Annotated in this window: 11 protein-coding genes; 4 read left to right on the top strand and 7 right to left on the bottom strand. The window is 66.3% G+C overall.

Annotation, left to right across the window (positions count from 1 at the left end; all coding sequences use genetic code 11):
- The coding region (locus ACO1P8_RS05560; RefSeq protein ID WP_486294917.1) for a TroA family protein at positions 1-579 on the bottom strand (579 nt) is incomplete at its 3' end.
- A 9-nt stretch (positions 580-588) separates the two neighbouring features.
- Positions 589-2,514: a TonB-dependent receptor domain-containing protein gene (locus tag ACO1P8_RS05565; protein WP_486294918.1), complete on the bottom strand. Its 1,926-nt coding sequence runs from the start codon at positions 2,512-2,514 to the stop codon at positions 589-591.
- Between the two features lie 401 nt (positions 2,515-2,915).
- Between ACO1P8_RS05565 and metH the strand changes: the two genes are divergently transcribed.
- A complete protein-coding gene (gene metH / locus ACO1P8_RS05570; protein WP_486294919.1) occupies positions 2,916-6,692 on the top strand; it encodes a methionine synthase in 3,777 nt (1,258 codons plus the stop codon).
- 10 nt (positions 6,693-6,702) lie between these two features.
- On the opposite strand, the gene ACO1P8_RS05575 is transcribed toward metH, so the two are convergent.
- Together ACO1P8_RS05575 and ACO1P8_RS05580 are read right to left on the bottom strand one after the other, a co-directional pair.
- Positions 6,703-7,638 carry a DMT family transporter gene (locus tag ACO1P8_RS05575; RefSeq protein WP_486294920.1) on the bottom strand — a complete coding sequence of 312 codons (936 nt, stop codon included), beginning with the start codon at positions 7,636-7,638 and terminating at the stop codon, positions 6,703-6,705.
- Between the two features lie 7 nt (positions 7,639-7,645).
- Positions 7,646-8,311 (bottom strand): GntR family transcriptional regulator, encoded by a 666-nt coding sequence (locus tag ACO1P8_RS05580; protein WP_486294921.1) that lies wholly within the window; start codon positions 8,309-8,311, stop codon positions 7,646-7,648.
- A 68-nt stretch (positions 8,312-8,379) separates the two neighbouring features.
- Here ACO1P8_RS05580 and ACO1P8_RS05585 point away from each other — a divergent pair, with 68 nt between their 5' ends.
- From ACO1P8_RS05585 to ACO1P8_RS05595, 3 genes are all read left to right on the top strand, one after another.
- Positions 8,380-9,354: a Bug family tripartite tricarboxylate transporter substrate binding protein gene (locus ACO1P8_RS05585; RefSeq protein ID WP_486294922.1), complete on the top strand. Its 975-nt coding sequence runs from the start codon at positions 8,380-8,382 to the stop codon at positions 9,352-9,354.
- A 27-nt stretch (positions 9,355-9,381) separates the two neighbouring features.
- Positions 9,382-10,065, top strand: coding sequence for an RraA family protein (locus ACO1P8_RS05590; protein ID WP_486294923.1), 684 nt, complete (start codon positions 9,382-9,384; stop codon positions 10,063-10,065).
- A 150-nt stretch (positions 10,066-10,215) separates the two neighbouring features.
- Positions 10,216-11,064 (top strand): helix-turn-helix transcriptional regulator, encoded by an 849-nt coding sequence (locus ACO1P8_RS05595; protein ID WP_486294924.1) that lies wholly within the window; start codon positions 10,216-10,218, stop codon positions 11,062-11,064.
- Between the two features lie 41 nt (positions 11,065-11,105).
- On the opposite strand, the gene ACO1P8_RS05600 is transcribed toward ACO1P8_RS05595, so the two are convergent.
- The 3 genes from ACO1P8_RS05600 to ACO1P8_RS05610 form a co-directional block, all read right to left on the bottom strand.
- A complete protein-coding gene (locus ACO1P8_RS05600; RefSeq protein WP_486294925.1) occupies positions 11,106-11,918 on the bottom strand; it encodes a hypothetical protein in 813 nt (270 codons plus the stop codon).
- A gap of 104 nt (positions 11,919-12,022) precedes the next feature.
- Positions 12,023-12,868: a DUF1444 domain-containing protein gene (locus ACO1P8_RS05605; protein ID WP_486294926.1), complete on the bottom strand. Its 846-nt coding sequence runs from the start codon at positions 12,866-12,868 to the stop codon at positions 12,023-12,025.
- 52 nt (positions 12,869-12,920) lie between these two features.
- On the bottom strand, positions 12,921-13,626 hold a 706-nt coding region (locus tag ACO1P8_RS05610; RefSeq protein WP_486294927.1), incomplete at its 5' end, for a phosphomethylpyrimidine synthase ThiC.

Raw genomic sequence — 13,626 nt, forward strand, 5'->3', positions numbered from 1 at the left:
CGCCTGCGTGCCGAACAGCACGCCCATGCGTTCGACGGCTTCCGGGATGTCGCGCAGGGTGCGCGGATCGCTGTAGTACACCGGAACGTTCAGTGCCCGCAGGACGGGCAGCAGAGGCGCTGCGCCACCCGGCAGCCAGGCTAGCACCAGGTCGGGGCGCAAGGCCGCGACCCGTTCCGGGTCCGGCGCCAGGCCGTCGCCGACGGACGCCAGCGCGCGCGCCGGCGGCGGATAGTCGCTGCCGCGCGCCACGCCGACCAGCTTGCCGCCCGCGCCCGCGGCGTAGGCCAGTTCGGTGGCGTGCGGCGCCAGCGATATGGCGCGCTCGGCCGGGTGCGGCAGCTCGACGGTACGGCCATCGTCGTCTCTGGCCGAGATGGGGCCGACGGCGGCGGCGGTTCCAGCGGCAGCTGCCGCCGCGGACGTAGCAGTTGCCGCAATTGCCGCAGTTGCTTCAGGCGCGTCAGGCCCTTCAATCGCCCCGGTCGCCGCCGGCGCCGCGGATGCCGCCGTCGATGCAGCCGCCGCGAACGCCAGCAGCGCGGCCGCGATCGCTGTGGTACGGCTACGCGCACGCATCGCCGCGCCTTACATACGCCAGGTCAGGTTGACGAAGGCATTCGAACCGGGCGTGTTGTAGCCGTTGGCCAAGGTGTACTCCTTGTCGAAGACGTTGTTCCAGCGGACCTGCATCTGCAGGCTGCGCGTCAGGTCGTAGGATGCCACCAGGTTATACAGCGTATACCCGCCCAGGCGGGCCCCGCTGCCATCCAGCCGATTGCCGCTGGCATACATCTCCGCCCCCAGCAGCAGATCGCCGAAGCGGTGGTCGGCCGACAGCCGCAGCACCTTGCGCGCACGCTGCGGCAGGCGGGTGTCTTCATCGGTATTGCGCGGATCGCTCAGGTCCAGGCTGGCGCGCAACCGGGTCTTGCCGAGCTTTTTCATTCCCGTCAGCGTTACGCCTTCGAGCAGCGCATTCGACACATTGACCGCCTGATACAGAAAGGGATTGTCGGCGGTCGGCTCGTTCAGGATCAGGTTCTTGACCCGGTTGTGATAGTAGGTCACCCCCAATTCGGTGTCGTCGTCCTGGTAGCGCAGGCCCGCCTCGATATTGCGCGAGGTCTCCGGTTTCAGATCGGGATTGCCGACGAAGCCGCCATCGTTGGGCCAGTAAAGCTCGTTGAAGTTCGGCGCGCGAAAGCCCGTGTTGGCGCCCACCGTCGCGCGGATCGCGCGGGTGATGTCGTAGCCGTAGGTCAGGCCGCCGGTCGTGCGGTTGCCGAACTGCGAGTTGTCGTCATTGCGCAGGCTGGCCTGTACGTGGTGGGCGCCGAAGTCGCCCAGGTAGACGCCGGTGAACGAGTTCACGTGGCGGCTGGTCCGTGCATAGTCGCCGAACGTCACGGGGAAGGTGTTGAAATCGCCGATATCGCCGGCGACGCGCTGGTCCAGGTGTTCATAGGCCAGCGTCAGCTTCTGGTCTTTCGTGAGTTGCAGGTCGTTCTGCCACAGGTACTGGTTCTGGCGCGTGCGGAACGTGCTTTTGCCGCTGGGCGTGTCGAAGGGATTCTCGTCGGCGGGCGCATTTTCGTTGCGGTTGCGGTCCAGCGTGCTGCCGACTCGCAGCGTGCTGGTCCAGATATCCGTCAGTCGGTTCGTGCTGGTCAGCGAATAGCCCTGCAGGTCCTGGATGGACCGGTCGTTGAAATAGGGTTGGCCGTTGTCGTAACCGCCGTTCAGGTGGGTCTGGTAGAACTGCGCCGTCAGCGTCTGGCCGCGCATCCATTCATAGCCCAGCGAGCCGGCCACGTTGTTCTCGTAGTAGCTGTCCCGGTCCGGGTTGTGCAGGAAGTTCTTGCCGTTGGTCGCGTCGAAGCCCCGGCTTTGCTGGTAGCCGCCGGACAGGCTGTAGGTCCACCCTTGCGCGGCGCCGGACAGGCCCGCGCTGTAGCTGCTGGTGCCGTAGGTGCCGCCGCCGACGGTCGTATAGGCCGATAGCGGGCGGTCCGCGTCGCGCTTGGTGATGATGTTGATCACGCCGCCCAGCGCATCCGCGCCGTACAGGCTGCTGGCGGCGCCGCGCACGATTTCCACGCGGTCTATGCTGTTGGTCGGAATGGCGTTCAGCGCGGCCAGGCCGTTGGTGGCGTTGTTCACGCGCTGGCCGTCCACCAGTACCAGCGTCTGGTTGCTGTTGGCGCCGCGCATGAACAGACTGGTGACCGTTTGCGGGCCGCCGTTGTTCGCGTACTCGATGCCATGCGTGCGCGACAGGACTTCGGCCAGGCTGCTCTGGCCGGCGCTTTCCAGGGTGGCGCGGTCGATGACGCTGACATCGCCCAGTACGTCCTTCAGCGGTTCGGCCGACCGGGTCGCGGTGACGACGACGGTGTCGAGCTGGGCGACGGGCGTAGTGGCGGTGGGTGAGGGGCTCTGTTGGGCAGCGGCCCAGACGGGGGCCAGACAGGCGAACAGCCCGGCGCAGCGCCGGGTAAAGAGGGGCTTCATAGCGAGACCTGGTGATGACGCGCGACCCCGCACGTCGTTCAAGGGATCGGAAGACGGCGGCGGCGCGGGCGCCTCGTGCCGTCCGTCTTCCCCGGACGAACCGGCCGGTATCGGGCTGTCCCGCCGCGCCGGCGATCCAGGGACGGATCGATGGCGGGCGGGATGACCGTTGCGGGGGCAGCACAGGCCGGGCATCCGTGCCGCGCGCTTCATGGGCGGCGGCCGCGATCCTTCCTGTTTCCCGTTTATCTTTCGCCACGCGGCGCGCCGAGGGCGCGCTGATGCGTCGAAAGCACCGGTTCGAGGGGGCGGAATTTATCACGATCCCGCATTTCCGCGCGCTTTGTTACCATTCCAGGTTGCTTCTTTGCAATCCATCCCGCTTTCCACCAGGAACGCCCGTGTCGTCCTATCCTGCCCTGCCTTATCCCATCGATTCCTATACCCATGGCGCCGGCTTCGTGCGCGCCCTGGCCTCGCGCATCCTGATCCTGGACGGCGCGATGGGCACCATGATCCAGCGCTACAGGCTGTCCGAGGCGGACTTCCGTGGCGAACGCTTCGCCGGGCATGGCAAGGACCTGAAGGGCGACAACGAACTGCTGTCGCTGACGCGGCCGCAGGTGATTGCCGAAATCCATCGCCAGTACCTCGAAGCCGGCGCGGATGTCATCGAGACCAATACCTTCGGGGCAACGTCCATCGCCCAGGGCGACTATGACCTGCCCGAACTGGCCTATGAAATGAACCTGGCTTCCGCCAGGCTGGCGCGCGAGGCCTGCGATGCCTACAGCACCCCCGACCGGCCGCGCTTCGTCGCCGGCGCGCTGGGACCGCAGCCCAAGACCGCCTCGATATCGCCGGACGTGAACGACCCCGGCGCGCGCAACGTGACTTTCGAGGAACTGCGCGCAGCCTACGTCGAGCAGTTGAACGGGCTGCTGGACGGCGGCATCGATGTGGTCCTGATCGAAACCATCTTCGACACCCTGAATGCCAAGGCGGCGATCTTCGCCGTCGAGGAAGTCTTCGAGCAGCGCGGCGTGCGCCTGCCGGTGATGATCTCCGGCACGGTTACCGATGCATCGGGCCGCATCCTGTCGGGCCAGACGGTCGAGGCCTTCTGGAACTCCGTGCGTCATGCGCGGCCCGTGACCATCGGGTTGAATTGCGCGCTGGGCGCGGCGCTGATGCGGCCGTACGTGGCCGAGCTGTCCAAGATCTGCGACACCTACGTGTGCGTCTATCCGAATGCCGGCCTGCCCAATCCCATGAGCGACACCGGCTTCGATGAGTCGCCCGAGGATACCTCCGGGCTGCTGGAGGAATTCGCGCGCGCCGGCCTGGTGAATATGGCTGGCGGCTGCTGCGGTACGACGCCGGACCACATCCGCGCCATCGCGCGCCGCGTGGTCGCCCTGACGCCGCGCGCGGTGCCGCAGGTGCCGGTCAAGACGCGCCTGTCGGGCCTGGAGCCGCTGAACATCGACGAAGACACGCTGTTCGTCAACGTCGGCGAGCGCACCAATGTCACCGGCAGCAAGATGTTCGCCCGCCTGATCCGCGAGGAAAAATACGACGAGGCGCTGGCCGTGGCGCGCCAGCAGGTGGAAAACGGCGCGCAGATCATCGACATCAACATGGACGAGGCCATGCTCGATTCGGTGGCCTGCATGACGCGCTTCCTGAACCTGATCGCGTCCGAACCCGATATCGCGCGCGTGCCGGTGATGATCGACAGCTCCAAGTGGGAAGTCATCGAAGCCGGCCTGAAGTGCGTGCAGGGCAAGCCGGTGGTCAACTCGATCTCCATGAAGGAGGGCATCGAGCCCTTCCTGCACCACGCGCGGCTGTGCCGGCGCTATGGCGCCGCCATGGTCGTCATGGCCTTCGACGAGCAGGGCCAGGCCGATACGCTGGAGCGGCGCAAGGAAATCTGCGGACGGGCCTATGACCTGCTGGTCAGGCAGGAGGGCTTCAATCCCGAAGACATCATCTTCGATCCCAATGTGTTCGCCGTCGCCACCGGGATAGAGGAACACAATCGCTACGCCCTCGACTTCATCGAAGGCGTGACCTGGATCCGCCAGAACCTGCCGCACGCGCGGCTGTCGGGCGGTATTTCGAACGTCAGTTTTTCCTTCCGCGGCAACGAGCCCATGCGGGAGGCCATCCATACGGTATTCCTGTACTACGCCATCCGCGAGGGCCTGACGATGGGCATCGTCAACGCCGGCCAGCTGGGCGTGTATGCCGATCTCGATCCCAAGCTGCGCGACCTCGTCGAGGACGTTATCCTCGACCGCGCCGAGCCGGTCGGCAAGACCGACGCGGACGACGAGCGCACGCCCACGGAACGGCTGGTGCAGTTCGCCGATACGGTCAAGGGCAGCGGCGCGCGCAAGGAAGAAGACCTGGCCTGGCGCGCGCAGCCGGTGGAAAAGCGCCTGGCGCATGCGCTGGTACATGGGATCACGACGTTCATCGTCGAGGACACGGAAGAGGTGCGCCAGCAGATCGCCGCGCGCGGCGGCCGGCCCATCGAGGTGATCGAAGGGCCGCTGATGGACGGCATGAACATCGTCGGCGACCTGTTCGGCGAAGGCAAGATGTTCCTGCCGCAGGTGGTGAAATCCGCGCGCGTGATGAAGCAGGCGGTGGCCCACCTGGTGCCTTTCATCGAGGAAGAAAAGCGCCAGATCGCCGCAGCGGGCGGCGATGTGCGCGCCAAGGGCAAGATGGTCATCGCCACGGTCAAGGGCGACGTGCACGACATCGGCAAGAACATTGTGTCGGTGGTCCTGCAGTGCAATAACTTCGAAGTCGTGAACATGGGCGTGATGGTGCCCTGCGCCCAGATCCTGGAAAAAGCCAAGGCGGAAAACGCCGACATCGTGGGGTTGTCCGGCCTGATCACGCCCAGCCTGGAGGAAATGGCCTACGTCGCCAGCGAGATGCAGCGCGACGACTATTTCCGCGAACGCAAGATCCCCTTGATGATCGGCGGCGCCACCACCAGCCGCGTGCATACCGCCGTGAAGATCGCGCCCCATTACGATGGGCCGGTCGTCTATACGCCGGACGCCAGCCGCGCGGTCGGGGTGGCGACCAATCTGGTCTCGGACCAGGCAGACGCCTTCGTCGCCGAGTTGAAGCAGGAATACGAGGACGTGCGCCGGCGCCATGCCAACCGCAAGGCCACGCCCCTGGTCCCGCTGGCCGAGGCGCGCGCCGCGCGGCCCGCCATCGATTGGTCCGGCTACGTACCGCCGCGGCCCAAGTACATCGGCCGCCGCACGTTCAAGCACTACGACCTGGCCGAGGTCGCCACTTATATCGACTGGACGCCGTTCTTCCAGACCTGGAGCCTGTTCGGCCAGTTTCCGGCCATCCTGGACGACAAGGTGGTCGGCGAGCAGGCCCGCAAGGTCTACGCCGACGCCCAGGCCATGCTCAAGCGCATCGTCGAAGGCCGCTGGCTGACCGCCAACGGCGTGGTCGCCTTTTATCCCGCCAATCGGGTCAACGACGAAGACATCGAGATCTATGCCGACGAGAGCCGCTCGCGCGTGCTGTTTACCTGGCGCAACCTGCGCCAGCAGGGCGCCAAGCGGGAAGGGGTCAGCAACAAGTGCCTGGCCGACTACATCGCGCCCAGGGATAGTGGCCTGGTGGACTACATCGGTGTGTTCGCCGTGACCGCCGGCCTGGGGATCGAGAAGAAGGAAGCGGAATTCGCCGCGGCCAACGACGACTATTCCAGCATCATGCTCAAGGCCCTGGCCGACCGCCTGGCCGAAGCATACACCGAGTGCCTGCACGCGCGCGTGCGGCGCGACCTGTGGGGCTACGCGGCCGGCGAGACGCTGGACAACGATGAATTGATCGCCGAAAAATACGTCGGCATCCGCCCCGCGCCCGGCTATCCCGCCTGCCCGGAACACGTCGTCAAGCGCGACATGTTCGACACCCTGGACGCGGCCGAGGTCGGTATCGATCTGACCGAGAGCTATGCCATGTTCCCGGCTTCCAGCGTCTGCGGTTTTTTCCTCAGCCACCCGGAATCGCAGTACTTCAATGTGGGGACCATAGGCGAGGACCAGTTGAAGGACTACATCGCCCGCAGCGGACGCGCGGAAGAGGACGTCAGGCGCACCCTGGGCCCCGTGCTGGGCTGACCGCCGCCGCTCAACTGCCGGCCTGGCCCCGCCGGGCCGGCGCGGCGGCCGGTGCCGGCCGCGCGCCGCCCTGGCGCGCCAGGAATATGCCGGCCAGGATCAGCGCCAGACCGACGGCGTGATAGGGTTGCGGGGCTACCCCCAGCATCACCACCGAGAGCAGCACCGTGAAGATGGGCGTCAGGTTCATGAAGAATATCGGCTGTTGCGGGCTCGTGCGCGCCACCGCGGTCTGCCAGCAGAAGAAGGCCACCAGCGAAGGGAAGATGCCGATATAGCCGACGATGGCGGCGGTTTTCCAGTCGATCGCCATGGGGGCATAGCCGCCCCAGGCATGCTCGGCCAGCATGAAAGGCAGGCTCCAGCCCAGCCCCGCCACGATCTGCGCGCAAAGCAGCACGTCCGTCGGCAAGCGCGACGGATGGCGTTTCAGCAGCCAGGTATAGAGGCTCCAGGCACACGTGCCGGCCAGCATGAACAGATCGCCCCGCACGAAATGAACGGCATCCAGGCCGTCCAGCCTGCCGCCCAGCATGACCCAGGCCACCCCCGCCACCGACAGGGCGGCGCCGCAGGCGCTGCGCGCGCCGATGGAGGCGCCAAAGAACAGGCGCCCCAGCAGCAGAATGAAGACAGGCGCGGAGGAACCGATCAGCGAGGTATTGATCGGATTGGACGTGGTCAGGGCCAGGTACTGCAGGGCGTTGTAGCAGGTAATGCCCCAGAAGCCCCCCACGGCAATGGACCGCCATTCCGCGCGCAGGGCTGCCCGGTGTCGCGCCATGCGGCGGATCGCGAAAGGCAACAGCACCGCCAGGGCCATGGTCCAGCGCAGCACGTTCAGCGTGATGGGCGGTATCAGGCCGGCGGCCATCTTTCCCACGATGGCATTGCTGCCCCACAGGAACGGCGGCAGCAGCAGCGCCAGGAACAGCCGGACGTTCATCGCGCGCTCACCGTGAATTGGCCAGCACCAGATCGGCGAAGGCCTTGCCCTTGCCGATGATGTGCTCGCGCATGGCCTGCGCGGCGGCTTCGCCGTCGCCGGCGCGGATGGCGGCCACGATCGCTTCGTGTTCGGCGCACGACACCCGCAGGCGGCCTGGTTGGTCAAAGACATTGCGGCGGAAATTGGTCAGTCGCAGCCGGGCATCGGCGATCTCGTCGCGCACGATGGCGTTGCCGCTGCCTGCGTAGATCAGCCGGTGCAGCGCGAGGTTGGCTTCTTCGTAGCGCGGGCGGTCATCGTTCGCGGCCAGCGCACCCGCCCGGGCGTGCAGGGCGCCCAGTTCTTCGCGCTGCGCCACGGTCATGCGTTGCGCCGCCAGGCGCGCGGCCACGCCTTCCAGCTCGCCCAGGTATTCCAGCAGGGCGATCAGCTCGGCCGGGCCGGGCTTGTAGACGAAGGTCCCCGCGCGCGGAACGATGGCCACCAGCTTGCGGGCGGCCAGCATCAGGAGCGCCTCGCGTACCGGCGTGCGCGATACCTCGAAGCGTGCCGCCAGCGCCTTTTCGTCCAGCGGCATGCCCGGCGGGAGGGCGCCCTCGGCGATATCGCGTTCGATCAGCGCGCGTATGCGCTCGGGGGTATTGACAGCCGCTGTCGGGTTTTGCTCCATGTTGATTATTTTAGACTCTGTGCTCATAATTACTGAAGGCATACAAATAATTATTACGAGGAGACACGATGCGACGTACTCGAATGGCCGCGCTCGCGGCCGCCGCCCTGCTTTCGATTTCCCTTGGTGCGCCCAGCCATGCCACCTATCCCGAACGTCCGATCCGCGTCGTCGTGCCGGTTCCGCCGGGAGGGATTATCGATCAGGTTGTCCGCATAATTACACCGCCGATGGCAGAAATGCTGAAGCAGTCCATCATCGTCGAGAACCGCGCGGGCGCCAGCGGCAATATCGCGGCCTCCTATGTTGCGCGCTCGGCGCCGGACGGCTACACCGTGCTGGCGGGTTATTCCATGTTCCATGTCGGCAATCCGGTGATGTTCCACAAGCTGGACTGGGATCCCGTCAAGGATTTCGCGCCGGTTGCCATGCTGGTCTCGTCTCCGCACGTGATCGCCGTCAATCCCAAGCTGCCCGTCCACACGCTGAAGGAACTGGTCGACTACGCCAGGGCGCACCCCGGCGAACTGAACTATGCGACGTCCGGCAACGGCTCCGTGCCGCATATCGGCATGGAATTGTTCAAGCAGAAGACCGGCGTGCAGATCACGCACGTGCCCTACAAAGGCGCCGGCCCGGCGGTTCAGGATGTTCTGAGCGGCAACGTGCAGATGACGGTAGCCACGCCGCCGTCGCTGGCCGGCTTCGTTACCACCGGTCGGCTGCGGCCGCTGGCCATCGCGGCCAAGTCGCGCATTCCGATGCTGCCCGATGTGCCCACGACGGCCGAAGCCGGTTTCCCCGGCTTCGAGCTGGAGGCCTGGGTGGCGCTGTTCGCCCCTGCCGGCACGCCCAAGGAAGCCGTGGCTGCCCTGAGCGACGCGGCGCGCAAGTCGCTGCAGACGTCCAAGGTCAAGGAGGCCCTGGCGGCCGCCGGCGTATCCGGCTGGTACCTGGACCCCGCGGGACTGGACCGGCGGGTACGCGAGGACATCGATTACTGGCAGCCGGTCATCCGCAAGGCCAACATCATCGTCGAATAGCGGGCGCGATGCCCGGGGAGTCTATGCATGAATATCGATACCAACGACGCCAACGTCGTACGGGCCTCCAGGCTGGATTGCGGCGCCTTGAGCGACGCACTGGATCGCCTGGGCATCGTGGGGCAGTGCTACAAGATCAAGCCTTGCGATCCGTCTTTTCGCCTGGCCGGACGCGCATACACGGTGCTGTACGAACCCACCACCATCGAAACCGGCAATGTGGGGGAATACATGGACGACGTCCCGCCGGGGCGGGTCATCGTCATCGATAACCGCGGCCGCGACGAGATGGGCACCTGGGGCAACATTCTGACCGAGCTGGCCCATCGCCGCGGCATGGCCGGGACGGTCATCGACGGCAATAACCGCGATGTCGCGCTGTGCCGTGAGCTGGGCTATCCGATCTTCAGCCATGACACGTGGATGCGCACCGGCAAGGGCCGTATCCAGCTGAAGGCGCTGGAAGTCCCGGTCATCGTCGGCGGCGTGGTGGTCAATCCGGGGGACATCCTGCGTGGCGACGCCGACGGCGTCGTGGTCCTGCCCAAGGTCAGGGAAGACGAACTTCTGGATGTGGCCGAGCACATTGCCAGCCAGGAGAAACAGCTGCGCGATGCCATCCGCGGCGGGATGCGCATGGACGACGCTCGCAAAAAGTACCGTTACCACGACCTGCAGAGCCCCGCGTATACCGGGGCGGTTCAACGATAGGGCCCCGCCCGGGGTGCGAACGGAGGCCGGGCGGCGCGGGGCGGTTACGTGGGGTTCGCTCCCGCGTGCCGCCCTGCGTACCGCGCCGGGAACAGGCGGGGCGTGTAAGATACCGGACCATACAGGTACAAGATTCCTGCTTATCCTGGTATGCCGCACGCTTCGTCCTTGAACGCCCTATCCGCCGAAGGTGCCACGCTGCGGCGTCGTACCCTGGGCGATTTCATCCGCACCGCGCGGGCGCGCATCACGCCGCAGATGGCGGGCTTGCCCGCCGGATTGCGCCGCCGCACGCCCGGCCTGCGCCGCGAAGAGGTCGCCCAGCTGTGCGGCATCAGCGTCACCTGGTACACCTGGATCGAGCAGGGAAGGGAGGTGTCCGTATCGCCCGCCGTCTGGGGCCGCATCGCCAGCGTCCTGCAATTGGCCCGCGCGGAGCGCACCTATCTTTTCGAGCTGGCCGAATGCGCGGATCCCCAGCATCCCCGCGACGAGCCGTCGGGCGTGTCGGGCATCCTCGATGCCAGCGTGGCAGCGATCGATGCGCCGGCCTATGTGCTGGATCGCGCCTGGAACGTGATGGCCTATAACGAACCGATGCGGGACCTGTTCGACAATTGGCCCGCCATCGACCCGGCTCCCAACCTGTTGCGCTATATCTTCCTGGATCCGGCCGCGCGCGGCCTGGTCGTCGACTGGGAACAGCGGGCACGCCGCGCCGTCGCCGAATTCCGCCATGATGCCGGACCGCATCTGGACGAACAGGACGTCCGCGAACTGCTGGATCCTCTGCTGCGGGACAGCCCCGCCTTCGAGCACTGGTGGACGCGCCATGCGGTCGTCGAGCGCGAAGGCGGGCTGCGCGAATTCCAGCATCCGCGGCAAGGACTGCTGCGCTTCCAGCAGGTGACGTTTCGCCTGGCCACGCATGCCGATCTTAAGCTGATCATGCTGCTGGCCGAACCGACCGGCGATGCGGCGGCGGCGCTTCCGCGGTGATGCGCGGCGGGGCGATGCCCCGGTTTTTGGATACGCCGATATCAGAGGTCGATGCCCAGAGCCATCAGCGCCTGGAAGATGTCGGCCATGCCGTCCAGCGGTTCTCCGGATAGCGGCGGATTCGGCAAAGCGAAGATGACTTCGCGCAGCTTGTCGACGCGCTGTGCCTGGCTGGGGCCGGCGAAACGGGCCCGTCCTCCTTCCAGCAGCAGCGTGCGTCCCAGCGGGCCGTGGCCGTAGCTGGCCGCCGCGAAAGAGGGCAGCACGCTATCGAAGTGTTTTGCCGGCGGTTCTTCCAGGCCCTCCACCCGGATGCTGAAGTGCGGCAGCTTCAGGCTGCTTTCGGCCAGCTCGCCGAGTACTTCCGCCGGGGATTCGCCCCGCAGGGTGCGATCGATCGCCGTCTTGAACAGCGCGATGTCGTCCCCGCGGTGGCCGGTCGCTGCCTTCAGGTAGCGATCCAGCAGCGCACCGGCCGCTTCTTTTTCCTCCGCGCTCGCGCTTCGCGCATATTGGGCTACCGCGGACAGTGTTTCCGCCACCCCCGGAACGGGCTTCCACCGTAGCGCCTGCCCCGCCGCGCAGAGGGTGGGCATTTGATGGCGTATCGCCGCAAGGGCAGGATGCTGCGGCGTGTCGCGCAGGTCCGGGACGCTGCTGCTGTAGGTACTGGCTGCTTCGTCCCGCTTGAAGCGGTAGATGATCGATGGGATCTCGCGTCGCCCGGCCGGCGGCGCGGAGCCTGACCGTTGCCGGCCCGTGACGAGCCGTGGCGTGCCTGCGGCGCTGTTCCTTTCCGTTTGGTCCAGGCTGTTCGGAAAGTAGGAGTGGGTGAACACAGAAATGCTTTGCATGGAGGAGCTCCGTGGAGGATGCGACATGGCATGGGAGTGCTACGTGCCACATCTCCGTCCGGAATTCCGCGCATGCACGCCGGCATCGCCGCGTGCCAGCTGCGTCAGTCCTCGTAGCGGGTCAGAACGCCGTCGCGCCACACATACAGCATCGCCGACAGCCCATAGGGTGAGCGCGCCATGATATGCGCCGCGATATTCCGTATGCGATTCTGCCCGTGGCGGTCTTTCGTCCCGCACACCAGCAGCTCCTCGCGCGCGGGAATCGCCAGTACAGGATCGCCTTCGATCTCTACACGGTCGCGCCAGTCATCGACCAGGAACGCCAGGCTGGCGTCGTAGTTGCCGTCCAGGCGCACGCCATAGCAGCCATCCTCGCCCTCGATGGTCAACTGCGGCAGCAGGCGGCGCAGGTTTTCCCGCGCCAGCGGCATCATGGCCTCGCGCGCCACTTCCAGGCCGGCCAGGTGGTCCGGCGAGACATAGCTCATGGCATCGGGACGGTCTTCCACATAGACCGTCATCAATTCGTCGACAAGCGGTTCGGCGACGAAGCGATCGCCGTCGCCGGCGCCCGCTGCCTGCAATTGCCGTGTGCTGGACGCCAGCCACATCCTGGTCTTGATCACCGGCAGGATGGCGGCGCGTCGCGTCGCCGCGTCCGGCTTGGCCGCCGCCGGCGCGGCGTCCAGATGCGCGGCCAGGATGGCCTCCAGATCGGCCGGCGCCTTGGTATAGGCGGTGTAGGCGTTACCCAGCGATTGCATGACCCGCTGCCCATCCGGCAGCGACCAGCGCACCTGCACGTCTTCGCCCGCGGTGTCCGCCTCGACGCTGACGCCTTCCTTGGGAAAGCGCGCGCGCGCGGCGTCGGCGTAGGCTTGCGCGAACTGGCCGGCATCGAGCATGCGCGACGTCCGCGGGGTCAAGAAGCGTTTCAATAGACTCATCGCATTTCCATCGGCGGCCGGCCCGGCCGCCGTACCTTCACAAACGTGGTCATCAGGTCTGATGGTAGATTTCGGCGCCCTTGCGCACGAACTCCACCGCTTTTTCCTGCATGCCCTTCTTCAGCGCTTCCTGTTCGGCCACGCCCTGGCTGGCGGCGTAGTCGCGCACGTCCTGCGTAATCTTCATGCTGCAGAAATGCGGGCCGCACATCGAGCAGAAATGGGCCACCTTCATGGAGTCCTTGGGCAGGGTCTCGTCATGGAAGTCCTTGGCCGTGTCGGGATCCAGCCCCAGGTTGAACTGGTCGTCCCAGCGGAACTCGAAGCGCGCCTTCGACAGGGCGTTGTCGCGGATCGCCGCGCCGGGATGGCCCTTGGCGAGGTCCGCGGCGTGGGCGGCGATCTTGTAGGTAATGATGCCGTCCTTGACGTCCTTCTTGTTGGGCAGGCCCAGGTGCTCCTTGGGCGTCACATAGCACAGCATGGCGGTGCCGTACCAGCCGATCAGCGCGGCGCCGATGCCGGAGGTGATGTGGTCGTAGCCGGGCGCGATGTCGGTCGTCAGCGGGCCCAGCGTGTAGAACGGGGCTTCATGACAGTGCTCCAGCTGCAGGTCCATGTTTTCCTTGATCATCTGCATGGGCACGTGGCCCGGGCCTTCGATCATGACCTGCACGTCATGCTTCCACGCCACCTGCGTCAGTTCGCCCAGCGTCTTCAGCTCGGCGAATTGCGCCTCGTCGTTGGCGTCGTATCCC

This window comes from Bordetella sp. (assembly GCF_057362025.1).